Raw genomic sequence first — 24,897 nt, 5'->3', positions numbered from 1 at the left:
TGCAAACTTTGAGAAAAGCGCTGTCTGACTTTTCTCAACGCTCGCGGTGTCATACCGCGAGTATCGCGCCGTTCACTGGCAGCCTCGCGCTGCCTTAACGCGCAACACATGTGTCCTGGACACAAACGTTGATGGTAAGGAGTTTATAGTGAAAAAGTTGTTGTGTGCCGCAGGCCTCTCTCTCGCTCTGGCGGTTTCCGCCGGCGCTCAGGCCGCTGACAAGATTGCAGTGGTAAACGTTTCCAGCATTTTCCAACAGTTACCGGCGCGTGCGACAGTTGCGAAACAGCTTGAAAATGAGTTTAAAGGCCGTGCGACTGAACTGCAGGGAATGGAACGCGATCTGCAAACCAAAATGCAGCGTCTGCAGCGTGACGGTTCTACCATGAAAGCAAGCGAGCGCAGCCGTCTGGAAAAAGACGTGATGGCGCAGCGTGAAACCTTCTCCAGCAAAGCCCAGGCTTTCGAGCAGGATAACCGTCGCCGTCAGGCAGAAGAGCGTAACAAAATCCTGAGCCGTATTCAGGATGCAGTGAAAAAAGTCGCGGCTGACGAAGGTTACGACGTCGTGGTCGATGCCAACGCCGTGGCTTACGCCAGCTCATCCAAAGACATCACTGCTGATGTTCTGAAACAGGTTAAATAATCAATGTCTTCAATTCGACTGGCTGATTTAGCCCAGCAGTTGGATGCAGATTTGCACGGAGATGGCGATATCGTCATCTCCGGCATTGCTTCTATGCAATCCGCCCAATCCGGTCAAATCACCTTTCTTTCCAACAGCCGCTATCGCGAACAGCTGGCAGCCTGTAAGGCTTCCGCCGTGGTGCTGCAGGCGGCGGACGTAGAATTTTGCCAGAGCGCCGCTCTGGTGGTGAAAGACCCCTACCTGACCTATGCGCGTATGGCGCAGATTCTGGACACCACGCCGCAGCCAGCGACGAATATTGCGCCAGGCGCAGTTATCGACGCTACGGCGAAGCTGGGTAAAAATGTTTCCGTCGGCGCGAACGCCGTTATCGAATCCGGCGTAGAGCTGGGCGATAACGTGGTGATTGGCGCCGGCTGCTTTATCGGTAAAAACACCCGTATTGGCGCGGGTACGCGCCTGTGGGCCAACGTTTCCGTCTATCACGAAGTACAGATCGGCGAAAATTGCCTGATCCAGTCCGGCACCGTTATTGGCGCGGACGGCTTTGGTTACGCGAACGATCGCGGCAACTGGGTGAAAATACCGCAGCTGGGTACGGTCATTATCGGCGATCGCGTTGAAATTGGCGCCTGTACCACTATCGATCGCGGCGCGTTGGATAACACTCAGATTGGGAATGGTGTTATCATTGACAACCAGTGCCAGATTGCACACAACGTGGTGATTGGCGACAATACCGCGGTAGCAGGCGGCGTAATCATGGCGGGCAGCCTGAAAATCGGCCGCTACTGCATGATTGGCGGCGCCAGCGTGATCAACGGCCACATGGAAATTTGTGACAAAGTGACGGTCACGGGGATGGGAATGGTTATGCGACCAATCACCCAACCTGGGGTATACTCGTCCGGGATCCCGCTGCAACCGAATAAAAACTGGCGTAAAACCGCCGCGCTGGTCATGAACATCGATGAGATGAGCAAGCGCTTAAAAGCTGTTGAGCGTAAAGTCAGCGCGGAATGAGCGTCTGGTTGTTGAACCGCCTTCACTATTCCGCTGCACCTTGTGGAATATAAAAAGAATGCTAAGCATGGAAGGCTGGTGCACGGAAACTGATTTGCGGCCTGCGGACGATGCTCTCGTTGCAGGCCGTGTTATTGATGCCATCAGAATTTTTAGGACAGGAAGAGTATTTTGACTACTGAAACTCATACTCTGAAAATTGAAGAGATTATTGAACTGCTGCCGCACCGCTATCCGTTTCTGCTGGTCGATCGCGTATTGGAATTTGAGGAACATAAGTTTCTGCGTGCGGTAAAAAACGTATCGGTCAACGAACCGTTTTTCCAGGGCCATTTCCCTGGTAAACCGATTTTTCCAGGCGTGCTGATTTTAGAAGCCATGGCGCAGGCGACCGGTATTCTGGCGTTTAAAAGCGTGGGCAAACTTGAGCCGGGCGAGCTGTACTATTTTGCCGGCATCGATGAAGCTCGCTTCAAGCGTCCGGTCGTACCGGGCGATCAGATGATTATGGAAGTCACCTTCGAGAAAACCCGCCGTGGTCTGACCCGCTTTAAAGGCGTGGCGACCGTTGACGGTAAAATTGTCTGCGAAGCAACCATGATGTGTGCGCGCAGCCGGGAGGCGTAATTCGTGATTGATGAAACTGCTGTTATCCACCCCAGTTCAGTGATTGAAGAGGGCGCCGTCATTGGCGCTCGCGTGCATATTGGCCCGTTTTGCTTTATAGGCGCTAACGTTGAGATTGGCGAAGGCACCGTGCTGAAATCGCACGTGGTGGTCAATGGGCATACGAAGATTGGTAAAGACAACACGATTTACCAGTTTGCGTCCATCGGCGAGGTCAACCAGGATCTGAAGTATGCTGGCGAACCGACCCGCGTGGAAGTTGGCGATCGCAACAGCATCCGCGAAAGCGTCACCATCCATCGCGGCACCTCGCAGGCGGACGGCCTGACCAAAGTCGGCAGCGATAACCTGCTGATGGTTAACGTGCACGTTGCGCACGACTGCGTAATTGGCGATCGCTGCATTCTCGCCAATAACGCTACGCTTGGCGGTCACGTCACCGTGGATGACTTTGCCATTATTGGCGGGATGACAGCCGTTCATCAATTCTGCATCATCGGCGCGCACGTGATGGTCGGCGGCTGTTCCGGCGTTGCCCAGGACGTTCCGCCTTTCGTGATCGCGCAGGGCAACCACGCCACGCCGTTCGGCATTAACCTGGTAGGCCTGCAGCGTCGCGGCTTCAGTAAAGAAGCACTGCACGCGATCCGCAACGCCTATAAGGTACTTTACCGCAGCGGTAAAACGCTGGACGAAGCGAAGCCGGAAATCGCCGACATCGCTCGCGAGCATCCTGAAGTGCAGCCGTTCTTCGATTTCTTCGCCCGTTCTACCCGGGGTTTGATCCGTTAAGCCATGCCTCAGCCATTAACGATAGCCCTCGTCGCCGGAGAAACCTCCGGCGATATTCTTGGTGCCGGCTTGATCCGTGCCCTGAAGAGCAAGCACCCAGATACGCGCTTTGTCGGCGTAGCCGGGCCGCTGATGCAGGCTGAAGGCTGCGAAGCCTGGTACGAGATGGAAGAGCTGGCGGTGATGGGCGTCGTTGAAGTGCTGGAACGCCTGCCGCGCCTGCTGAAGATCCGCCGCGATCTGACGCAGCGCTTCAGCGAGCTTAAACCGGATGTCTTTGTCGGCATTGATGCGCCGGACTTCAACATTACGCTGGAAGGGCGCCTGAAGCAGCGCGGGATCCGCACCATCCACTACGTTAGTCCGTCCGTATGGGCGTGGCGACAGAAGCGCGTCTTCAAAATTGGTCGCTCGACCGATCTGGTGCTGGCGTTTTTACCGTTTGAAAAAGCCTTTTACGATCGCTATAACGTTCCCTGTCGCTTTATTGGTCATACAATGGCCGATGCGATGCCGATCGAGCCGGACAAGCGCGCCGCGCGGCTGGAGCTGGGTATTGCGGAAGGGGTGCCCTGCCTGGCGCTGCTGCCGGGCAGCCGCAATGCAGAAGTAGAAATGCTCAGCGCCGATTTTCTGCGCACCGCAGAGCTGCTGCGCGCCAAATGGCCCAATCTTGAAATCGTGGTGCCGCTGGTGAATCCACGGCGTCGCGAGCAGTTCGAAAAGATAAAAGCGGAAGTCGCGCCCGATTTGCCAATGCATCTGCTGGATGGCAAAGGCCGTCAGGCGATGATCGCCAGCGATGCGGCGCTGCTCGCTTCCGGCACGGCCGCGCTGGAGTGTATGCTGGCGAAATGCCCGATGGTGGTAGGCTACCGCATGAAGCCTTTTACCTTCTGGCTGGCGAAGCGCCTGGTGAAAACCGACTACGTCTCGCTGCCAAATCTGTTAGCCGGCCGCGAGCTGGTGAAAGAGCTGTTGCAGGATGAGTGCCAGCCGGCACAGCTGGCGGCCGCGCTGGAACCGCTGCTGGCGCAGGGCGAAACCCGCGATCGCCTGCTGGCGACCTTTACCGAACTGCATCACCAAATTCGCTGGAATGCCGACGAGCAGGCCGCCGCCGCCGTACTGGAGCTGTGTTAATGAGTTTTATCTATCCCCAGGCCAGCCTGATTGCTGGCGTGGATGAAGTAGGCCGCGGCCCGTTAGTCGGCGCGGTCGTGACCGCTGCGGTTATCCTTGACCCGGCAAAACCGATCGTTGGCCTGGCCGACTCGAAGAAGCTGTCGGAAAAACGCCGTCTGGCGCTGTTCGATGAGATCAAAGAGAAGGCGTTAAGCTGGAGCCTGGGCCGCGCGGAACCGGAAGAAATCGACCAGCTGAATATTCTGCACGCCACCATGCTGGCGATGCAGCGCGCCGTGGCGGGCCTGGCGATCGTGCCGGATTTCGTGCTGATCGACGGCAACCGCTGTCCGGCGCTGCCGATGCCCGCGCAGGCGGTGGTCAAAGGCGACAGCCTGGTGGCGGAAATCAGCGCCGCGTCGATTATCGCCAAAGTGACGCGCGATAAAGAAATGGCAGAGCTGGATCTCCTGTTCCCGCAGTATGGCTTCGCCCAGCATAAGGGCTACCCAACGGCGCTGCATATGGAGCGGCTGGCGCTGCACGGCGCTACGCCACATCATCGCCGCAGCTTCGCGCCGGTGCGCAATGCGCTGCTGGATGCCGAAGTGCTCGCTGCGGCCCGATAACAAGTTTTCAGCAGGATTAAAGATGGCCGAACCTCGTTTTGTTCATTTACGCGTACACAGCGACTACTCCATGGTGGATGGATTAGCCAAGACTGCCCCGCTGGTGAAAAAAGCGGCGGCGATGGGTATGCCCGCCATAGCCATTACGGACTTCACCAACCTTTGCGGGCTGGTGAAGTTTTATGGCACGGCACACGGTCAGGGCATGAAGCCGATTATCGGCGCGGACTTTAACGTTGCCAGCGAGGCGATGGGCGAAGAGCTGTCGCAGCTGACCGTGCTGGCCGCGACCAATACCGGCTACCAGAATCTTACCCTGCTGATTTCACGCGCCTATCAGCGCGGCTATGGCGCGGCCGGCCCGACCATCGATCGCGACTGGCTGATTGAGCTGAACGAAGGCCTGATCCTGCTTTCCGGCGGTCGTCGGGGCGACGTTGGCAAAATGCAGCTGCGCGGCAACCAGACGCAGGTGGCCGAATGCCTGGCGTTCTACAAGCAATATTTCCCCAATCGTTACTATCTGGAGCTGATCCGCACCGGTCGACCTGACGAAGAATCCTGGCTGCACGCCGCCGTTGAGCTGGCCACGGCCGAAGGTATTCCGGTTGTGGCGACCAATGAAGTCTGCTTCCTGGAAGAGGACGATTTTGACGCGCATGAAATCCGCGTAGCCATCCACGACGGCTTCACGCTGGACGATCCCAAACGGCCACGCCTCTACAGTCCTCAGCAATATCTGCGCAGCGTTGATGAGATGTGCGAGCTGTTCTCGGACATCCCGGAAGCGCTGGCGAACAGCGTGGAAATTGCTAAGCGTTGTAACGTGACTATTCGCCTGGGCGAATACTTCCTGCCGCAGTTCCCGACCGGCGATATGACCACCGAAGATTTCCTGGTGATGAAATCGAAAGAGGGGCTGGAAGAGCGGCTGGAGTTTCTGTTCCCGGACCCGGAAGTGCGCGCGCAAAAAAGGCCGGCATATGACGAGCGCCTCGAAATCGAGCTGAACGTTATCAACCAGATGGGTTTCCCCGGCTACTTCCTGATCGTGATGGAGTTTATCCAGTGGTCGAAGGATAACAACGTGCCGGTCGGGCCGGGCCGTGGTTCCGGCGCCGGTTCGCTGGTGGCCTATGCGCTGAAAATCACCGACCTCGATCCGCTGGAATTCGACCTGCTGTTCGAACGCTTCCTTAACCCGGAACGTGTTTCCATGCCCGACTTTGACGTCGACTTCTGCATGGAAAAACGCGATCTGGTCATTGAGCACGTGGCCGAAATGTACGGCCGCAAGGCGGTTTCGCAGATTATCACCTTTGGTACGATGGCGGCGAAAGCGGTGATCCGCGACGTGGGCCGCGTGCTGGGGCATCCTTACGGCTTCGTCGATCGTATCTCTAAACTGGTGCCGCCCGATCCGGGCATGACGCTGGAAAAAGCTTTTGCGGCCGAGCCGCAGCTGCCGGAAATTTACGAGGCGGACGAGGAAGTCAAAGCGCTGATCGATATGGCGCGCAAGCTGGAAGGCGTCACGCGTAACGCCGGTAAACATGCGGGGGGCGTGGTGATTGCGCCTACGCAAATCACCGACTTTGCGCCGCTCTACTGCGACGAAAACGGCAACCATCCGGTTACCCAGTTCGACAAGAACGACGTGGAATACGCCGGTCTGGTGAAGTTTGACTTCCTGGGGCTGCGTACGCTGACCATTATCGACTGGGCGCTGGCGATGATTAACGCCCGTCGCAAGAAGCACGGCGAGCCGCCTGTCGATATCGCGGCGATTCCGCTTGATGACAAGAAAAGTTTCGATATGCTACAGCGCTCGGAAACCACGGCGGTGTTCCAGCTTGAATCGCGCGGCATGAAGGATCTGATCAAGCGTCTGAAGCCGGACTGCTTTGAAGATATGATCGCACTGGTGGCGCTGTTCCGCCCTGGCCCCCTTCAGTCGGGCATGGTAGATAACTTTATCGACCGTAAGCACGGGCGCGAAGCGATTTCCTATCCTGACATTCAGTGGCAGCATGAGTCGCTGAAGCCGGTGCTGGAACCGACCTATGGCATTATCCTGTATCAGGAACAGGTGATGCAGATTGCGCAGGTGCTGGCGGGCTACAGCCTCGGCGGCGCGGATATGCTGCGTCGTGCGATGGGTAAAAAGAACCCGGTCGAAATGGCCAAACAGCGCGGCGGCTTTGAAGACGGCGCGAAAGCGCGCGGCATCGACGGCGAGCTGGCGATAAAAATCTTCGACCTGGTGGAGAAGTTCGCCGGTTACGGCTTTAACAAGTCGCACTCCGCCGCTTACGCGCTGGTTTCCTACCAGACGCTGTGGCTGAAGGCGCACTATCCGGCCGAGTTTATGGCGGCGGTAATGACGGCCGATATGGATAACACCGAGAAGGTGGTTGGCCTGGTGGACGAATGCTGGCGGATGGGGCTGAAAGTCCTGCCGCCGGATATCAACGCCGGGCTGTATCCGTTCCACGTGAATGACGATGGCGAAATCGTTTATGGTATCGGCGCAATCAAAGGCGTGGGCGAAGGCCCGATCGAAGCGATTCTGGAAGCGCGTAATAAGGACGGCTACTTCCGGGAACTGTTCGATCTTTGCGCGCGTACCGATACCAAAAAGCTTAACCGGCGCGTGCTGGAAAAGCTGATTATGTCCGGCGCGTTCGACCGGCTTGGGCCACACCGTGCGGCCCTGATGAGCGCGCTGAACGATGCGCTGAAAGCGGCGGATCAACACGCCAAAGCCGAGGCCATTGGCCAGGCGGATATGTTCGGCGTGCTGGCCGATGAGCCGGAACAGATTGAAAAATCTTACGCCGACGTGACGCCGTGGCCAGAGCAGGTCAGGCTGGATGGCGAAAGAGAAACCTTAGGGCTTTACTTAACCGGGCACCCGATTAATCAGTATCTGAAAGAGATCGAGCGCTACGTGGGAGGAATGCGCCTGAAAGACATGCACCCGACCGAACGTGGCAAAATGACCATGGCCGTCGGTCTGGTGGTGGCGGCTCGCGTAATGGTAACAAAACGCGGAAACCGTATCGGTATTTGTACGCTGGACGACCGATCCGGTCGTCTGGAAGTGATGTTATTCACCGATGCACTTGATAAGTTCCAGCATTTGCTGGAAAAAGACCGTATCCTGATCGTCAGCGGACAGGTCAGCTTCGATGACTTCAGCGGCGGGCTTAAAATGACCGCTCGCGATGTGATGGACATTGATGAAGCCCGTGAAAAATATGCTCGCGGGCTTGCTATCTCGCTGACGGACAGGCAAATTGATGACCAGCTTTTAAACCGTCTCCGCCAATCCCTGGAACCTTATCGTTCGGGGACTATTCCGGTTCATCTCTACTATCAGAGAGAGGATGCGCGGGCGAGGCTGCGCTTCGGTGCAGCGTGGCGCGTATCGCCCAGCGATCGTTTATTAAACGACCTGCGATCGCTGATCGGGTCGGAGCAGGTGGAACTGGAGTTTGACTAAAACAGGAATATTATGAGTCTTAATTACCTGGATTTCGAACAGCCAATCGCAGAACTTGAAGCGAAAATTGACTCGCTGAAGTCGGTTGGCCGTCAGGATGAAAAACTGGATATTAACCTGGATGAAGAGATCCAGCGTCTGCGCGAAAAAAGCGTCGAGCTGACCCGGAAAATCTTCTCCGATTTAGGTGCATGGCAGATCGCGCAGCTGGCGCGTCATCCTTTGCGTCCTTATACGCTGGACTATGTCCGTAATGTCTTTACCGATTTCGACGAGCTGGCTGGCGATCGCGCTTACGCGGACGACAAAGCTATCGTCGGCGGCATTGCTCGCCTGGAAGGCCGTCCGGTGATGATCATCGGTCATCAGAAAGGCCGCGAGACCAAAGAGAAGATCCGTCGTAACTTTGGCATGCCGGCGCCGGAAGGTTACCGTAAGGCGCTGCGCCTGATGGAAATGGCCGAGCGTTTTAATATGCCGATCGTGACCTTTATCGATACGCCGGGCGCTTATCCGGGCGTGGGCGCGGAAGAGCGCGGGCAGTCTGAGGCTATCGCACGTAACCTGCGTGAGATGTCTGGCCTGACCGTTCCGGTTATCTGTACCGTTATCGGTGAGGGCGGCTCCGGCGGCGCGCTGGCGATTGGCGTCGGCGACAAAGTGAATATGCTGCAGTACAGCACCTACTCGGTGATTTCGCCGGAAGGCTGTGCGTCAATTCTGTGGAAAAGCGCGGATAAAGCGCCGCTGGCCGCAGAAGCGATGGGCATTATCGCTCCGCGTTTGAAAGAGCTGAAGCTGATCGATTCGGTGATCCCGGAGCCGCTGGGCGGCGCGCACCGCGATCCGCTGGCGATTGGCGCTTCGATGAAGGCACAGCTGCTGGCCGATTTGGCCGAGCTGGACGAGCTAAGCAAAGAAGAGCTGCTGGATCGTCGCTATCAGCGTCTGATGAGCTACGGCTACGCCTGATAGCTGTCCGATCGCGGAAAGAGCGGGTTCTGAACAATGCGTTGTCTGAGTTAAGGCAGCGGAGCGTTCAGGGCCCGCTTTTTTATTGGACGCAGCAAAGGGCCAGCGAGATTAACAGATTACGGGATGGCATTGCCGTAACAGCGGGTACAAAACTGGTTCAGGGCCGTACGAATTGAGCTCATCCCCCGAACGCTCGTAATCTGGACTGATTAACCTGGCTCGGGAAAACGTTAAAGTTTTGGAAGGCGCCTAGCATTATTGCTGACAGTTTCTCTTTGCCCGGAAGTGGTTAAAAGACGTACACTGGCGATGTCGTTAAAAAACACCATCGCAAAGCAATCTGGTGGAGTGGAGCATAGTATGCATGTTCAGGAACTAAAGCGTATGGCGCGTGAGGAAGAAGCGCATCAGTGTTGGGATAAAATAGGTAAGGCCATTCTTAACCGTGGTAAAACTACGCCTGGCAAGAGCGTCAGCTATAAACCAGGCATGACGGTAGAGGATTTTCTGTCTGCGGCTAATCGCAAGCAGCGGTAGTCACTATATCGATAACAAGTAAGGACGACTTGTGAAAATCCAGGCCACTCTTTCCGATGAGTTCAATCCTGGCAGTTTAGATGAGCCTTTTTCAACTGACTGGATATATCTGACTCCTGACGAACAAAGGACAATCGCCAGGTTTGCAATAGATATTGGTGAAGGCCGCGCTCTGAAAGGAAAGAATAAACCATCATGGGTCAACGATAATTATGAAAAAATCGCTGGTTCAGATGGCTATGAAGAGCAAAATTATTGGCACTATCACTGTGGCCCAACGTGGTATGAAGAAACCTTCAAAGGGCTGACTGTCGATTTAAGATTTAATCCAAACGGCATGGCTTCCGATGAATGCATTCACTATATAAGAAAAAGCGATACACAAATAACTATTATTGGCTATTCAAGGAGGCACATACCTTTCCTCGCTTCAGATTGGGGCGAAAATCCGTTTTTTTCCTGCGAGGAGTAAGCCGCAGATAATTAAAAGTTAACGGTACAGGTTGAAAAGCTTCAGCGCTGAGCGATTAACGGCTTCAATGTTGTATTATTTTCCTGTATGTGAAGCTGGGGCTGTATTTGGGTAATAAAGCCCTTTGTGTTAAGGGCAAGGTTCGTAAAAGAAAAGAGCCTCGCTTTAATAAAAGCGCTTTGAGTTGCACAACCTGGAAACGACAGATTTTGCAATCCAGCCACTTTTCATCGTACAGGCTCTTGTTTATGCCTCTCAATCCACCGCCTGAAAAACCCCTGCCTCAACCTGGGCTGGCGTGACTACGCCCGTATCCAGCACCCAGCCGCTTATCAGCGCCGCTGGCGTGACGTCAAAGGCCGGATTATAGACCTGCGCATCTTCCGGCGCCCACTGCACCTGGCCGAAACTGCCCGTCACGCCCGTGACTTCGCTGGCGGCTCGCTGTTCGATCGGGATGGCGTCCCCATTCGGGCAGTGCGCATCAAGCGTGGTGTGCGGCGCAGCCACGTAGAAGGGAACATTGTGGTAGTGCGCCAGCACCGCCAGGCTGTAGGTGCCAATCTTGTTCGCCACGTCGCCGTTGGCGGCAATACGATCCGCGCCAACCCAGATGGCATCGACCTGTTTTTTCGCCATCAGGCTGGCCGCCATGCTGTCGCAGATCAGCCGATAGGGCACGCCCAGTTCGCCCAGCTCCCAGGCCGTCAGGCGGCCGCCCTGCAACAGTGGGCGCGTCTCATCTACCCAGACCTTTTCCACCCGGCCTTCCTGCCAGCCGCGCGCAATCACGCCCAGTGCGGTGCCGACGCCGGCCGTCGCCAGACCGCCGGTGTTACAGTGGGTCAGCAGGCGGCTGCCGGGCTTGATTAGCTTCACGCCTGCCGCCGCAATGCTGTCACACAGCGCTTTATCTTCTGCTACCAGCCGCAGCGCCTCAAAAGTCAGCGCGGTGACAAAGTGCTCCTGAGCCAGCGCCAGCTTCATCCTGTCCAGATTGTTCATCAGGTTAACGGCGGTAGGGCGGGAGGCGCGCAGCACTTCCAGCGCATCACTCAGCGCCGGTTTAGGCATACCGTTTTCCGCCAGCAGGGCCAGCAGCAGGCTGGCGGAAAGGCCAATCAGCGGCGCGCCGCGTACACGCAGCGTTTTAATATGTTCGACCAGCGCCGCCACATCGGGCGTTGGACACCAAATCTTCTTTTGCGGCAGCGCCTGCTGGTCAAGGATCCACAGCTGGTTGTCACGAACTTGTAAGCTGGTTGTGCTTAGTGTCTGCATGAAGGTTAAATCCTGGTTGCGTAGTCAGGCCATATTGTGCCAACATGCCTGACGGATGTATAGACGTCTGAACGGCTTGAGGTAAAGAAGGCAGCAGACAAGTTAAAACGTGGAGGGGGAGTTAATGTCGCAATACCGTACGTTCACCGCAGCTGATGCGGTGGAATATGCCCGTGAATTTGGCGGCATTGCCGACCCACAAAGCCTGGTCAGTTCGCAGGAAATTGGCGACGGTAATCTTAACCTTGTTTTTAAAATCTTCGATCGTGACGACGTCAGCCGCATCGTCGTTAAGCAGGCGCTCCCCTATGTCCGTTGCGTGGGTGAATCCTGGCCGTTGACGCTCGATCGCGCGCGCATTGAGGCAGAAGTGCTGCAAATCCACGGCCAGTTTTGTCCGGCGCATACGGTAAAAATTCTGCATTACGATCCGGCGCTGGCGGTAATGGTGATGGAAGATCTTTCCAGCCACGCTATCTGGCGCGGTGAGCAGGTGAAAGGCATTGATTATCCGCAGGCCGCCGCGCAACTGGGCGAATATCTGGCGCAGACGCTGTTCCATACCTCCGACTTTTATCAGCATCCGTATCAGAAAAAAGCGGACGTTATCCGTTTTACCAACCCAGAGCTGTGCGATATCACCGAAGAGCTCTTCTTTAACGAGCCGTATGAAGTGCATGAGCGCAACGGCTATCCGCGCCCGCTGGAGTCGCTGGTCGCTCAGCTGCGTACCGATGACGAGCTGCGCCAGAAGGTTGCCGGGCTGAAGCATCGTTTTCTGTCGAATGCGGAAGCGCTGCTGCACGGCGATGTGCACAGCGGGTCGATTTTTGTGGCTGAAAACAGCCTGAAAGTGATCGATGCGGAATTTGGCTTTTACGGCCCGATGGGTTTTGACGTTGGCAGCGCATTAGGTAATTTACTAATCAACTACTGCGCGCTGCCCGGCCTGCTGGCGCCGCGTGAAGCGGCCGACGCGCGGGAAAAGCGCCTGGACGACGTGCGTACAACCTGGCAGAGCTTTGCCGAAGGTTTCCTGGCGCTGGCTGCCGAAAAAACGCGGGATCGCGCGCTGGCTTATCCGGGGTATGCCACCGAATTTTTGGCAAACGTCTGGCGCGATACGCTGGGCTACTGCGGCACAGAGCTGATCCGTCGTACCGTGGGCATGTCGCAGGTTGCCGATATCAAAACGATTCAGGATGAAGTGATGAAAGCGGAATGCGTCCGTCAGGCGATAACGCTGGGCAGAACGCTCATTCTGGCCGCCGACCATGTCGAAAACATTGATGCGCTGATAGCGCGAGTGCGCCAGAACGGCTGAGGCGTTACGCAAGGCGGTTTCGGCCCGATAAAATGGTGCCAACCCGCCAGCCGCGCCCTGTACTGAACATTCGGGCCGGCCAGCGGGGCGGGGATCCCGCTAACGCTGCGGGATTTTGGCTTAATTTACATCTTGAGCAGTTTCACCGTCGCATCGATATCAATTTCATCTTCCGAGAAGATCAGCGTGGTGCCCTGGAAGGTGGTGATCGCCAGTTTTTTCAGCGTACGCATTTCTCCTGGCTTAACCGATGATTTCGGCCGGATGTTGCTCATCAATACGCCCACGGAAAGCACCGGATTTTCTTTATCAATACGGGCATCGACCGGCACTTCTTCGCTGAACACCACGTAATTTTTAATGGCGGTGAGCTTCAGGCGCTCGCCTGCAATATAGATGTATTTGCTTTCCGGGACGACTTTCACCGCATAGGCTGACAGCCCTTTGCTGTTGGTGGTAGGCTCGAAAGTTACCGCCGCATCTTTTTTAATCAGGTCTGGGTTGGCGACCTTAATCACATGAAAATAACGGTTATCGCCGTTTTCATCTTTGATAAATCCGAAGCCTTTATCTTTAAACCAGGTTGTGATCGTTCCGTTCATCGCCATTACCGCCTACTTAATCGATTATCTACTCAGTTTTTGCAGCGCGCAGTGTAAAGCACAATGCCCGCGCAGACTACGCCTTTACTTTAAGTCTGGACGATAATTTTCGGCTATGCGAGGCCGACAAAAGCGCGGCGAGGGTGAGGGAAGTATTGGCGTGACGGAGAGAAAGCTAAGCACGGGGCGCAGACAGATTCGTCAGCGGGCTGAAAATTCGTTATCATCCGCAGCCACTCTCCGTGCGGTAACCCGATGCCTGTGATCCCCGACACCTTTATTGCTCCGCCGTGCCATGACGAAATAGCTATCCTTTATCAGGACGAGTATCTGCTGCTGATCGCTAAACCCGCCGGGTTGCTGAGCCTCTCGGGGAAAAACCCGCAGAATCTGGATTCGGTGCATCATCGGCTGGTAAAGCTATTTCCCGGCTGCACCCTGGTTCACCGTCTGGATTTCGGCACTTCCGGGCTGATGGTGGTTGCGCGCACTAAGGCGATCAATGCCGCTCTCTGCCAGCAGTTCAGCCAGCGCGCCGTAACCAAGGTGTACAGCGCGCTGCTTTGTGGACATGCCGATGATGACGAAGGGGTGATAGACGCCGCGATTGCCAAAGATCCGGCGCTGTTCCCGCTGATGTCAATTTGCGCCACCCACGGCAAGCCCGCTCGCTCCGGCTATCGGGTCGTTGAGCGTTTTTATCATGAGCTGGAAAACGGAACGTCGCTGCCGCTGACGCGAGTACAGCTGACGCCGGAAACCGGGCGCACCCATCAACTCCGCATTCACTGCCAGCTGCTGGGCCACCCTATCTGGGGATGCGATCTTTATGGCGGACGCCTGCTGCCAGGCACCGAACGGACGCCGCGCATGATGCTGCACGCCAGCGAACTGCATTTCGTTCATCCCGTTAGCCAGCAGCGGATAGAAACCCGTCATGCCAGCCCGTTCTGAAAGCGACCCCGTCCGGAACTAACGCAAGAGCGGCTGGATGAGGTCAGATAACCCCAGGCCGCAGGCGTTTATTACCACATCAGATCGTCAGGCACTTTAAAGTCGGCATACGGATCTTCTTCATCCTGCTCTTCCTGACTCAGGGTGCTGTTTAATACGATGCTGCTCGCATCCCGCTGCGCAATTTTATCGGCTACGCTCGCGGGGATAATAGCGTACTGGTGCTCGCCGCCGTTATCACTCGTGAGACGAGCGATGGCGAGGCGACCGCTTGTCAGCTGCGCCTGAGTAAGCTTATCCACGGTAATTTTCTTAATAAGATTGTTATCCGTGAAGTTAAAATCAATATTGCCTCTTGCAACAACGATCCTGTTCATTTCAATCAGCTGCTTCACCTGAGCCTTATACTCTTTGGATAAAGCCGCCTGTTTCTGCTGCTCGTTTAGCTGCTTATCGCGCTCAAGCTGGGCTTTTTTATTTTCTTCCACGGCCGCTCTTGCCTCGCGAGCCTGAACCCGTGATTTTTTAGCCGTTCTCTGGACCTTATCCATTTTTTTGCTGGTCACTAATCCAGCTTTCAGCATCTGCTCTTGTAAGGTAAGTTTTGTCATTTTCGTTTCTGAGGCTGTTGAATAATTCAGGGATTATACCTGTAATTTTTAAGGCTGTACCGCGTTTCACCGTGCGGTATGGCATTGCCGGAGGGCGCTGGCATCGGCCTGGCGGGCCGGACGCCGCACCGCGCCAGACTTTAAGGGGTTAATAATGCGCGGCGATTTGTCGGGCCAGGCTACCTGCCGCAGAGTTTTTAAAAAGTGCGCTTGCGCAGTCAGCCTCAGGGGCCGCATGCATTGAACCTACATTGGTGAGAAGGGCGACCGCACAGTTGGCTTTTTCATACCACCATACGCAGGCGCTGGCGCCGAGCACGTTGCCGCCATGTCCTGTAGCCGGCCCGCCATCGGTATTTATTCTGAATAAGCTTAACCCCATTTCTCCGCTATCGGCCGGCAGCCAGCGCTGCATTGCCGCCATGCTTTCAGGGTTGAGCAATTTTCCATTTTTCAGCGCCAGTATAAAATTCATCACATCCTGTGCGGTAGAAACGATGCCGCCGGCAGCCCACTCAACGGACAGATTAACGGCGGAAACGTCCAGAAGATCGCCAGGCTCCGCCTTGAAATAAGCTGAGATCCCGGCATTTTTAATAAAATGCGCATCCAGCCTGTGAAATCTTTTCGCCAGGTTTTTCCTGCCTGAAGAAAACGACGTTTCAAGAAAGGTATTTTTTAGCCGCAACGGGCCGATGATTCTTTGGCGCAAGGCTTCTTCGAACGCGTGGGAGGTGACTTTTTCAATCAGTAAACCCAGTAACGTAAAGTTGCTGTTGGAATAGTGAAAGGCTTCTCCAGGCTGGCAGAGCAGGCTTTTCCCCCGGATAAAGTCCAGGTTTTCCTCCGGCAGCCATATCTTATCCGGTTTGACCTCCCGACCGCGCGCTGCATAAATCCATGCCTGCTGGTTTTCCCAGCTGGGTATCCCGGAATAATGTGCAAGCAGCTGCCTGACGGTAACGGTTTCTGCATTGGCGACGCCTGCCAGGCTCTCTTCCGCCAGCCAGTCTGCGAGGAAAGCGTCAAGCGTCAGGGAGCCTTCTTCAACCAGCTGCAGGATGATGACCGCTACAAAAACCTTGGTGATGCTGCCAATGCCAAACAGCGTTTCCGGCGTGGCCCGGAGGTGGTTTTTAGCATCAGCGTAGCCCGCTGCCGCCTGCCATATTAGTTTATCGCCTTTGCCAATAGCCATAGCAAGAGCGGGAAAGGTCTTCTCTGCCTTTTGATCAAGCAAAGCCTTTAATTCCGCTTCGGCTGGATACATGCTTTCTGTCCCTTATCTGCTTCGTTTCGCCTTAATTTTAAACCGGGTTCAGGAAAGCAGGCGTGTAGCCGATCTGCACAAAGAGGGCCTGCGTGAGAAAGCGGAGGCGGTTAAGCCAAAAAGGGAACCGTTTCCGGTTCCCTTATTCCATTGCCGAGGCCGCTACCTTTCACGACGACTGCCGGACAACTCAGGCGGCTTCCGTTTTGCGTTCGGTTTCTGCCTGCGGCTGGCTTTTCTCCGTCCGATCCCTATGCAAAGGATCATCCTGCTGCTTTACCGGCTGCGTTGCCAGTGCATCCGCCTCAAACTCGTCCACGTTAATGGAGCGCAGGCGACTGGCTTCGGCACGCGTCAGCACGGCGGCCTCTTCTTCCGTCAGCCATTTTTCCACCAGGCCTTTTTGCGCCAGCTTGTCCAGACGGGTAAAGGAGAGCGGCTTTTGCGCTTTCTTATTCAGCCTGTCATGGATAGCTTCCGCCGCTATCACGTCCGTTAATGCTTCTTCCAGCTGGCCTGCCGGGTTATTTTCGCCCGGCGTCAGATACTGGCCGCGCCCTAAGCGAGTACGTGTGGCTGAAGGCACTTGTAGAATACGCGCCAGCTGATGGTCAAGCCGGTCGGAAGGCGCGCGGCAGTGGCGGCCCAGCGGGAAGACGACAACCTGCAACAGACCCGCGACCAGCCGGTTCGGGAAGTTGCGCAGCAGATCCTCAATAGCGGTTTCGGCCTGGTTCAGCGCATCCTGCACGCCCCAGTGCACCAGCGGCAGATCGGCCTCGTTGCGGCCTTCGTCTTCATAACGCTTCAGCGTGGCGGAGGCGAGATAAAGCTGGCTGAGCACGTCGCCGAGGCGTGCAGAGATGCGTTCGCGGCGCTTCAGGCTGCCGCCCAGAACCGACATCGAAATATCAGAAAGCAGGGCCAGGTTGGCGCTTAAGCGGTTCAGATGCTGATAGTAACGGCGGGTTGCATCGCGGGTCGGCGTTTTACTGGTGCGGCCAGCGGTCAGCCCCAGCCACAGGCTACGCAGATTATTGCTGGCGACGTGGCCGACATGGTGAAACAACGCTTTATCAAACGCGTGCAGATTATGATCCTGGGCCGCCGCCATTTCCGCAAGGATATAGGGATGACAACGAATAGCACCCTGACCGAAGATGATCATGCTGCGGGTCAGAATGTTCGCGCCCTCAACGGTAATGGCGATCGGCGCGCCCTGATAGGCTCGGGCCAGGAAATTGCTTTTACCCAGCATAATGCCTTTACCGCCGGCGATATCCATCGCATCCATAATGGCGCGCTGGCCGCGATGGGTGCAGTGATATTTTACGATAGCGGAGAGCACCGCCGGTTTCTCGCCCAGCATAATGCCGCTGGTGATCAGCGAGGCGGCCGCGTCCATCACATAAGCGTTTCCGGCGATGCGCGCCAGCGGCTCTTCGATCCCTTCCATCTTGCCGATAGGCAGACGGAACTGGCGACGGATATGGGCATAGGCACCAATAGCCAGCGCGATGCTTTTCAGGCTGCCGGTGGAGTTGGACGGCAGCGTGATGCCGCGTCCGACCGAGAGGCATTCCACCAGCATCCGCCAGCCCTGACCGGCCATCGCCGGCCCGCCGATAATATAGTCAATCGGCACGAAAATAGCGTCGCCGCGCGTCGGGCCGTTCTGGAAAGGTACGTTGAGCGGGAAGTGGCGCTTGCCGATTTCCACGCCCGGCGTCTGGGTAGGGATCAGCGCGCAGGTAATGCCCAGCTCTTCTTTTTCGCCCAGCAGATGGTCGGGATCGGAAAGCTTAAACGCCAGGCCCAGCACCGTGGCGACCGGTGCCAGCGTGATATAGCGCTTGTTCCAGGTCAGCCGCATTCCCAGCACCTGCTGGCCCTGCCACTCGCCCCGGCACACCACGCCCACGTCCGGGATAGCGCCCGCGTCGGAACCCGCTTCCGGGCTGGTTAGCGCAAAACAAGGGATTTCCAGGCCGCTAGCCAGCCGGGGCAGATAGTAATCTTTCTGCTCGTCGGTGCCGTAATGCTGCAACAGCTCGCCTGGGCCAAGCGAGTTAGGCACGCCAACGGTAATCGCCAGGATACCGGAAACGCCCGCCAGCTTTTGCAGCACGCGCGCCTGGGCATAGGCGGAGAACTCAAGGCCGCCGTACTCTTTTTTGATGATCATCGCGAAGAAACGCTGCTCTTTCAGATAAGCCCACAGCTCCGGCGGCAGGTCGGCCATCTCATGGGTTATCTGAAAATCATTAGCCAGTCGGCACGCTTCTTCTACCGGGCCATCCAGAAAAGCCTGCTCTTCCGGCGTCAGCCTTGGCTGCGGATAGTCATGCAGTTTGTTCCAGTCCGGCCGTCCGCGAAACAGATCGCCTTCCCACCAGGTAGTGCCGGCGTCGATCGCTTCTTTTTCCGTGCGCGACATCGGCGGCATCACTTTCTGGAAGGTCTTCAACATCTGTCTGGAAAAAAGCGCCTGCCGCAGCGGCAGCACGTTGAAGGGCAGCAGAATAATCGCTAACGGTACCAGCAGCCACGGCGTCCAGACGCCAGCCATCGCCCAGGCTGCCGTCCAGAGCAGCACGAGCAGGCTCGCCAGCCGCAGGTTAACACGGTGATAAAACAGCGCGCCAATGAGCAAAATTGTCGCCACGCAACTGAAAACCATCATAACCATCGCTCCGTAAGTTGTAAGAGGTCTGACCTGTTAGCTACAGATGTAATAGAGATGATTTTCTTTATCAATCTATTTACATGATAATTACAACCTGGCTCACAAAGCGCGACCGGCACAGGGCAAAGCGCCGCGTGAACGGGCAGGGCGCTTTTCGCCCGCGTGGCAACTTGCTAAACTGCCGCAGACCTCACCTAAAAGGACTCTCCCTATGTATCAGGACATCATTCGCGCCGAGCTGAGTGAAGCACAGGACACGCTCAATAATTTCCTCAGCGATGACGCCAATATCCATGCTATTCAGCGTGCTGCGGTACTGCTGGCGGATTCATTCAAAGCCGGCGGCAAGGTGCTTTCCTGCGGCAACGGCGGTTCACACTGCGACGCCATGCACTTTGCCGAGGAGCTGACCGGCCGCTATCGCGACAACCGCCCGGGCTATCCGGCGATCGCTATCTCCGACGTCAGCCATATCTCCTGCGTGGGCAACGATTTTGGTTACGATCATATCTTCTCACGCTATGTTGAGGCCGTGGGCCGCGCGGGCGACGTGCTGCTGGGCATTTCGACTTCCGGCAACTCTGCTAATGTGATTAAAGCGGTAGAGGCGGCGCGCGCGCAGGGAATGAAAGTGATTACCCTGACCGGCAAGGACGGCGGCAAAATGGCCGGAACGGCCGATGTGGAAATCCGCGTGCCGCACTTTGGCTACGCCGATCGCATTCAGGAAATTCATATCAAAGTTATTCATATCCTGATCCTGCTGATTGAAAAAGAGATGGCGAAGTAACTGACGCGAGGAACGGCTATGTGCGAACTGCTCGGGATGAGCGCGAATGTCCCTACGGACATCTGTTTCAGCTTTACCGGGCTTGTGCAGCGCGGCGGGAAAACCGGCCCGCATAAGGATGGTTGGGGCATCACCTTTTACGAAGGGAAAGGCTGCCGGACGTTTAAAGATCCGCAGCCCAGCTTTAATTCGCCGATAGCGCGCCTGGTGCAGGATTATCCGATAAAATCCTGCTCGGTGGTGGCGCATATTCGTCAGGCGAACCGTGGCGAGGTGTCGCTGGAAAACACCCATCCTTTTACCCGCGAGCTGTGGGGACGCAACTGGACCTACGCGCATAACGGCCAGCTGAAAGGCTATCGCGGGATGGAAACCGGCCCTTTTCGCCCGATAGGCGAGACGGACAGCGAGCAGGCGTTCTGCTGGCTGCTGCATAAGCTGACCACGCGCTACCCGCGCACGCCGGGCAACTGGCCGGCGGTGTTTCGCTATATTGCGGAGCTGGCGACGGAACTGCGGGAAAAGGGCGTATTTAATATGCTGCTGTCGGATGGCCGCTATCTGATGGCGTTCTGCTCGACCAATCTGTTCTGGATCACGCGTCGCGCGCCGTTCGGTAAAGCGACGCTGCTGGATCAGGACGTGGAGATAGATTTTCAGAAGCAGACCACGCCGGATGACGTGGTCACGGTGATCGCCACTCAGCCCTTAACGGGCAACGAAACCTGGCACAAAATTGCGCCAGGCGACTGGGCGTTATTTTGCCTCGGAGAGCGCCAGCGCTGACTGGCTGGTGGCATCGTTCAGCAACGGGCTGTTCAGCACGTACTTGCCGCCGCTGACGCCCATTGCCGGCGGCTGGCGGTTTTTCACAAACTCGGCGTAGCCGGGCTGGAGCTGCTGCCAGAAGCTGAAATAAACCGAATAGCGATGGCGCTGCAGGTTGCTGTCGGTCATGCGGAATGGATAAATGCTGACGGCCACGCGCGGCTGGCCGTTGCGCAACGCCGCTTCCACATAGCGATAGATATCGTCGATATTGGCATCCGTCATGGCATAGCAGCCCACGGAAACGCAGTTCCCGTGGATCATCAGGTATTTCCCTTCATAACCCTGCTGGCGGTCATATTCGTTCGGAAAACCCGTATTAATAGCGCGATAAAAGCGGCTGTCCGGCTTCAGCTGGGAAAGCCCCACGCTATAAAACCCTTCCGGACTTTTAAAATCGCCCTGGCGACGTTTAGGGCCTAACCCGCCGGAGAAATTACAGATACGGTAGCTGTCGAGCAGCCGATATTCGGTGCCGATTTTGCCATACAGCTCAAGCGTGCGTTCTTCTTTAAAGATCTGAATATAAACAGGTGTGCCGAGTAACTGCTTCTTTAACTCTTTGCTTACCGGCGCCAGAGGAGCGATCGGTGCGACCGGCGCGCTGGCGAAAACAACGGCTGGCAGAAAAAACATCGCAAACAGCAGTGCGATTTTGCCCATTCTGGTTCCCTTGATAGTAGGGTTGATACGCCGTCCGAAGACGTGGTTGACTCGCAGTTTCGGAAATATCCGTAAAAGCTGCGTCACATTAGCATTGTCTATTTTTTTATCAAGAGAGCCGCGTAGAAAAAACCGAGAAAAGTTGCGCCAGGCCGCTGCCGCTGCGCTTCGGCCGCCCGTTAACCTGTTGAAAACGCGCTCGCTGCCTGTATACTTATCCAGTGCTGGCGGAGGGGCGAATGCGCAAGATTATACATGTAGATATGGACTGCTTTTATGCGGCGGTGGAGATGCGCGACGATCCCAGCCTGCGCAATATCCCTGTCGCTATTGGCGGCAGCCAGCACAAGCGCGGCGTGATCAGCACCGCTAACTATCCCGCCAGGAAGTTTGGCGTGCACAGCGCGATGGCGACCGCGACGGCCCTTAAGCTTTGCCCGCATCTGAAAGTGATCCCCGGCCGTTTTGACGCTTATAAAGAAGCCAGCGCACATATTCGGGATATTTTCTCGCGCTATACCTCGCTTATCGAACCGCTGTCGCTGGACGAGGCCTACCTGGACGTTACCGACAGCCCGCACTGCCACGGATCCGCCACGCTGATGGCGCGGGAGATCCGGCAGACCATCGCCCGCGAACTGGATCTCACCGCGTCGGCCGGGGTGGCGCCGATTAAATTCGTCGCAAAAATCGCTTCGGATATGAATAAGCCGGACGGCCAGTTTGTGATCACGCCGCAGGAACTCCCGCAGTTTCTGCTGACGCTGCCGCTGGCAAAAATACCCGGCGTCGGCAAGGTCACCGCGAAAAAGCTGGAGGAGCTGGGGCTGCACACCTGCGCCGACGTGCAGAAAACGGATCTGGCCGCGCTACTAAAGCGCTTCGGCAAGTTTGGCCGCGTGCTGTGGGAGCGCTGTAACGGCATCGACGAGCGCGAGGTGGTAACGGATCGCCTGCGTAAATCGCTGGGCGTGGAGCGCACGCTGTCGGCAGATATTCATGAATGGGAAGCGTGCCTGGAAATCATCGATTTTCTCTATGCGGAGCTGGAACGGCGGCTAAAGGTGATTAAGCCCGATCTGCTGATCGCCAGGCAGGGCGTAAAGCTGAAGTTTGACGATTTCCAGCAGACGACCCAGGAGCACGTCTGGCCAGTGCTGAATAAAGAAGACCTGATCGACGTGGCGAAAAAAACCTGGGAAGAGCGGCGGGCAGGGCGCGGCGTGCGTCTGGTCGGGCTGCACGTAACCTTGCTGAATCCGCAATTGGAAAGACAATTACTGCTGGGAATTTAATGCCGCGTACGTTGCCCTGAGCGAGATTGCGAGCGGGAGAGAAAACGGGCGAAGCGTGGTGCTTCGCCCGTCCTGTTTTACTTAGCCGGAATAGCCTTCAACAGCGCGGTCAGCAGCTGCCAGTAAAGGCCGACGCTGCCGATATGCACCTGCTCATCCGGCGAGTGTGGGCCGGTGATGGTGGGGCCAATAGAAACCATATCCATATCCGGGTACGGCTTTTTAAACAGGCCGCATTCCAGACCCGCATGGATCACCTGGATATTCGGCGCTTTGTTAAACAGCTTTTTGTAGGTTTCTTCCACCAGCGCCATCACCGGCGAAGAGGCATCGGGCTGCCACCCTGGATAGCTGCCTTTCGCCACGGTTTTCGCACCCGCCAGATCGCCCAGCGCCGTCAGCGTTTCCACCAGGTAATCTTTGCCGCTGTCGATCAGCGAGCGCACCAGGCAGTTGATACGTGCTTCGTCATCCTTAATCGACACCACGCCAACGTTCAGCGAGGTTTCCACCACGCCTTTCATCACGTCGGAGTTGCGGATCACGCCGTTTGGCGTGCTGTTCAGCAGCGCAATAAAGGCGTCGCGGCTGATGGTGGACAGCGCCTGGTCGTTAGCGGCGATATTTTCCACCACGATATTGATGTTTTTCTCTTTCAGACCCAGCTCGTTGCGCAGGGTTTCCAGATAGTGCAGCGCCATGCCTTTTAGCTGGTCGAGCTTGTCGGCCGGAACAGCCAGCGTCGCCATCGCCTCACGCGGGATAGCGTTACGCAGCGTGCCGCCGGTGAAATCCACCAGGCGCAGATCCAGCGCTTTGGCATGTGCGAACAGGAAACGGGCCAGCAGTTTGTTGGCGTTGCCCAGGCCCAGATGAATATCCGCACCGGAGTGGCCGCCCTTCAGGCCTTTCAGGATCAGCTGAATATGCTCGTAGCCGGCCGGCACCGCTTCGCGGCTCAGCGGCAGCGTGGTGGTAAAATCAATGCCGCCCGCGCAGCCCATATAGATCTCGCCTTCCTCTTCCGAGTCGGTATTGATCAGGATATCCGCCTGTAGCCAGCCCGGTTGTAGCCCGAAAGCGCCGACCATGCCGGTCTCTTCGGTCATGGTCAGCAGCACTTCCAGCGGGCCGTGCTCAACGGTGTTATCCGCCAGCACCGCCAGCGCGGACGCCATGCCGATGCCGTTATCGGCGCCCAGCGTGGTGCCGCGCGCCTTGACCCATTCGCCATCAACCCACGGCTGAATTGGATCTTTGGTGAAATCGTGGGTGGTGTCGTTGTTTTTCTGCGGCACCATATCCAGATGCGCCTGCAGCGCGACCGGCTTGAGGTGCTCCAGCCCTTTCGTGGCCGGCTTGCGGATCAGAATATTGCCCACTTCGTCGCGAAAGGTGACAAAACCCTGCTCGCCAGCCCAGCTCAGCACATAGTTAGCCAGCTCTTCCTCATGATAAGAAGGATGCGGGATTGAACAGATTTTGGCGAAGATATCCCACAGCGGCTGTGGTGACAGTTGAGAAAGTTCGGACACGTTAAATCTCCTGTGTCGACATCCCCGGCCAGCGGCGCGGGAGTGAGCATTTGTGATAGGGTTGGTCAGTATCTGACGCAGCAAACCCAAAGAATATCATTGTTTCCAGAGGCATGCTTAGTTCGCTTCGGCAAAAAAGCACCTTCCGGGCTATCCTGTGCTGGTTTTTAGCGGCTCAGATCTCTATAATTCCGCGCAACCCATCCCATTGTACATTTTTAAGCCGTTATTATCGGCCGGGACTCCTTTTATGAGTGAAAAATACGTCGTCACCTGGGACATGCTGCAAATCCATGCCCGTAAACTGGCCCAGCGCCTGCTTCCTGTCGAACAGTGGAAAGGCATTATTGCGGTCAGCCGCGGTGGCCTGGTGCCCGCTTCGCTGCTGGCTCGCGAACTCTGCATCCGCTATGTCGATACCGTGTGCATCTCCAGCTACGATCACGACAACCAGCGTGAAATGCACGTGCTGAAGCGCGCGGAAGGCGACGGCGAAGGCTTTATCGTAATTGACGATCTGGTCGATACCGGCGGCACCGCTCAGGCGATCCGCGATATGTATCCAAAAGCGCGTTTCGTGACTATTTTCGCCAAACCGGCCGGTCGTCCGCTGGTGGACGACTATGTCGTGGATATTCCACAGAATACCTGGATTGAACAGCCGTGGGATATGGGCGTGGTGTATATCCCGCCAATCGTAAAAGGTTGATTTAGCTCAATCAAA

23 protein-coding genes are annotated in these 24,897 nt (G+C 56.4%); 16 read left to right on the top strand and 7 right to left on the bottom strand.

What is annotated here, in order from left to right:
* Nucleotides 1–148 precede the first annotated feature (148 nt).
* The 10 genes from skp (at nt 149) to QZH36_RS16380 (ending at nt 10,334) form a co-directional block, all read left to right on the top strand.
* Nucleotides 149–646 (top strand): molecular chaperone Skp, encoded by a 498-nt coding sequence (gene skp / locus QZH36_RS16425; protein ID WP_125289099.1) that lies wholly within the window; start codon nt 149–151, stop codon nt 644–646.
* Between the two features lie 3 nt (nt 647–649).
* On the top strand, nt 650–1,672 hold the full coding sequence (lpxD, locus tag QZH36_RS16420) for a UDP-3-O-(3-hydroxymyristoyl)glucosamine N-acyltransferase (RefSeq protein ID WP_301251359.1): 1,023 nt from the start codon (nt 650–652) through the stop codon (nt 1,670–1,672).
* A 171-nt stretch (nt 1,673–1,843) separates the two neighbouring features.
* Nucleotides 1,844–2,299, top strand: coding sequence for a 3-hydroxyacyl-ACP dehydratase FabZ (gene fabZ, locus QZH36_RS16415; RefSeq protein WP_024965665.1), 456 nt, complete (start codon nt 1,844–1,846; stop codon nt 2,297–2,299).
* Nucleotides 2,300–2,302: 3 nt separating this feature from the next.
* Nucleotides 2,303–3,091 carry an acyl-ACP--UDP-N-acetylglucosamine O-acyltransferase gene (gene lpxA, locus QZH36_RS16410; protein WP_253455184.1) on the top strand — a complete coding sequence of 263 codons (789 nt, stop codon included), beginning with the start codon at nt 2,303–2,305 and terminating at the stop codon, nt 3,089–3,091.
* 3 nt (nt 3,092–3,094) lie between these two features.
* Nucleotides 3,095–4,234, top strand: a complete 1,140-nt coding sequence (gene lpxB, locus QZH36_RS16405) for a lipid-A-disaccharide synthase (protein WP_253455183.1) — start codon at nt 3,095–3,097, stop codon at nt 4,232–4,234.
* Nucleotides 4,234–4,845, top strand: a complete 612-nt coding sequence (rnhB, locus tag QZH36_RS16400) for a ribonuclease HII (RefSeq protein WP_253455182.1) — start codon at nt 4,234–4,236, stop codon at nt 4,843–4,845. The genes lpxB and rnhB overlap by 1 nt, the downstream gene beginning before the upstream one ends.
* Before the next feature lie 22 nt (nt 4,846–4,867).
* Entirely contained in the window at nt 4,868–8,350 is a 3,483-nt protein-coding gene (gene dnaE / locus QZH36_RS16395; protein ID WP_301730675.1) for a DNA polymerase III subunit alpha, read from the top strand.
* Nucleotides 8,351–8,362: 12 nt separating this feature from the next.
* Complete coding sequence (accA, locus tag QZH36_RS16390) at nt 8,363–9,322, top strand: acetyl-CoA carboxylase carboxyl transferase subunit alpha (RefSeq protein WP_125289105.1); 960 nt, start codon at nt 8,363–8,365, stop codon at nt 9,320–9,322.
* Between the two features lie 363 nt (nt 9,323–9,685).
* Complete coding sequence (locus tag QZH36_RS16385) at nt 9,686–9,862, top strand: hypothetical protein (RefSeq protein ID WP_253455180.1); 177 nt, start codon at nt 9,686–9,688, stop codon at nt 9,860–9,862.
* 31 nt (nt 9,863–9,893) lie between these two features.
* Nucleotides 9,894–10,334: a hypothetical protein gene (locus QZH36_RS16380; protein WP_301730674.1), complete on the top strand. Its 441-nt coding sequence runs from the start codon at nt 9,894–9,896 to the stop codon at nt 10,332–10,334.
* A gap of 255 nt (nt 10,335–10,589) precedes the next feature.
* On the opposite strand, the gene mtnA is transcribed toward QZH36_RS16380, so the two are convergent.
* Nucleotides 10,590–11,615 (bottom strand): S-methyl-5-thioribose-1-phosphate isomerase, encoded by a 1,026-nt coding sequence (mtnA, locus tag QZH36_RS16375; RefSeq protein WP_301251356.1) that lies wholly within the window; start codon nt 11,613–11,615, stop codon nt 10,590–10,592.
* A gap of 124 nt (nt 11,616–11,739) precedes the next feature.
* On the opposite strand from mtnA, the gene mtnK reads away from it, so the two are divergent.
* Complete coding sequence (gene mtnK, locus QZH36_RS16370) at nt 11,740–12,939, top strand: S-methyl-5-thioribose kinase (RefSeq protein ID WP_301730673.1); 1,200 nt, start codon at nt 11,740–11,742, stop codon at nt 12,937–12,939.
* 125 nt (nt 12,940–13,064) lie between these two features.
* Here the strand turns inward: mtnK and QZH36_RS16365 are convergent, their stop codons facing one another.
* A complete protein-coding gene (locus QZH36_RS16365; RefSeq protein ID WP_301730672.1) occupies nt 13,065–13,547 on the bottom strand; it encodes a cold-shock protein in 483 nt (160 codons plus the stop codon).
* Nucleotides 13,548–13,796: 249 nt separating this feature from the next.
* On the opposite strand from QZH36_RS16365, the gene QZH36_RS16360 reads away from it, so the two are divergent.
* Nucleotides 13,797–14,495 (top strand): RluA family pseudouridine synthase, encoded by a 699-nt coding sequence (locus tag QZH36_RS16360; RefSeq protein WP_253455175.1) that lies wholly within the window; start codon nt 13,797–13,799, stop codon nt 14,493–14,495.
* Between the two features lie 71 nt (nt 14,496–14,566).
* Here QZH36_RS16360 and QZH36_RS16355 read toward each other — a convergent pair whose 3' ends face one another.
* The 3 genes from QZH36_RS16355 to fadE form a co-directional block, all read right to left on the bottom strand.
* On the bottom strand, nt 14,567–15,106 hold the full coding sequence (locus QZH36_RS16355) for a DUF2058 domain-containing protein (protein ID WP_301251351.1): 540 nt from the start codon (nt 15,104–15,106) through the stop codon (nt 14,567–14,569).
* Between the two features lie 148 nt (nt 15,107–15,254).
* Nucleotides 15,255–16,346, bottom strand: a complete 1,092-nt coding sequence (locus QZH36_RS16350; protein ID WP_301730671.1) for a serine hydrolase domain-containing protein — start codon at nt 16,344–16,346, stop codon at nt 15,255–15,257.
* 220 nt (nt 16,347–16,566) lie between these two features.
* Nucleotides 16,567–19,059, bottom strand: a complete 2,493-nt coding sequence (gene fadE, locus QZH36_RS16345) for an acyl-CoA dehydrogenase FadE (RefSeq protein WP_301730670.1) — start codon at nt 19,057–19,059, stop codon at nt 16,567–16,569.
* Nucleotides 19,060–19,273: 214 nt separating this feature from the next.
* Between fadE and lpcA the strand changes: the two genes are divergently transcribed.
* Both lpcA and QZH36_RS16335 read left to right on the top strand, forming a co-directional pair.
* The gene (gene lpcA / locus QZH36_RS16340) at nt 19,274–19,852 is read left to right on the top strand and encodes a D-sedoheptulose 7-phosphate isomerase (RefSeq protein WP_253455168.1); all 579 of its coding nucleotides are present in this window, start codon (nt 19,274–19,276) and stop codon (nt 19,850–19,852) included.
* An 18-nt stretch (nt 19,853–19,870) separates the two neighbouring features.
* Nucleotides 19,871–20,638 carry a class II glutamine amidotransferase gene (locus QZH36_RS16335; RefSeq protein ID WP_301730669.1) on the top strand — a complete coding sequence of 256 codons (768 nt, stop codon included), beginning with the start codon at nt 19,871–19,873 and terminating at the stop codon, nt 20,636–20,638.
* Here the strand turns inward: QZH36_RS16335 and dpaA are convergent.
* Nucleotides 20,609–21,343 carry a peptidoglycan meso-diaminopimelic acid protein amidase gene (gene dpaA / locus QZH36_RS16330; RefSeq protein ID WP_253455166.1) on the bottom strand — a complete coding sequence of 245 codons (735 nt, stop codon included), beginning with the start codon at nt 21,341–21,343 and terminating at the stop codon, nt 20,609–20,611. The two genes, QZH36_RS16335 and dpaA, sit on opposite strands and share 30 nt — an antisense overlap.
* 239 nt (nt 21,344–21,582) lie before the next feature.
* On the opposite strand from dpaA, the gene dinB reads away from it, so the two are divergent.
* Nucleotides 21,583–22,638, top strand: a complete 1,056-nt coding sequence (dinB, locus tag QZH36_RS16325) for a DNA polymerase IV (protein WP_301730668.1) — start codon at nt 21,583–21,585, stop codon at nt 22,636–22,638.
* A gap of 77 nt (nt 22,639–22,715) precedes the next feature.
* Here the strand turns inward: dinB and pepD are convergent, their stop codons facing one another.
* Nucleotides 22,716–24,173 (bottom strand): beta-Ala-His dipeptidase, encoded by a 1,458-nt coding sequence (pepD, locus tag QZH36_RS16320; protein ID WP_301730667.1) that lies wholly within the window; start codon nt 24,171–24,173, stop codon nt 22,716–22,718.
* A 250-nt stretch (nt 24,174–24,423) separates the two neighbouring features.
* On the opposite strand from pepD, the gene gpt reads away from it, so the two are divergent.
* Nucleotides 24,424–24,882, top strand: a complete 459-nt coding sequence (gpt, locus tag QZH36_RS16315; RefSeq protein WP_125289117.1) for a xanthine phosphoribosyltransferase — start codon at nt 24,424–24,426, stop codon at nt 24,880–24,882.
* The last annotated feature ends 15 nt before the right edge of the window (nt 24,883–24,897 follow it).

Origin of the sequence: Erwinia wuhanensis (assembly GCF_030484085.1) — a bacterium.
Lineage (GTDB): Bacteria > Pseudomonadota > Gammaproteobacteria > Enterobacterales > Enterobacteriaceae > Erwinia > Erwinia aeris.
Note: the sequence above shows the minus strand (reverse complement) of the source record. Positions and strands in the feature narration are given on the sequence as shown.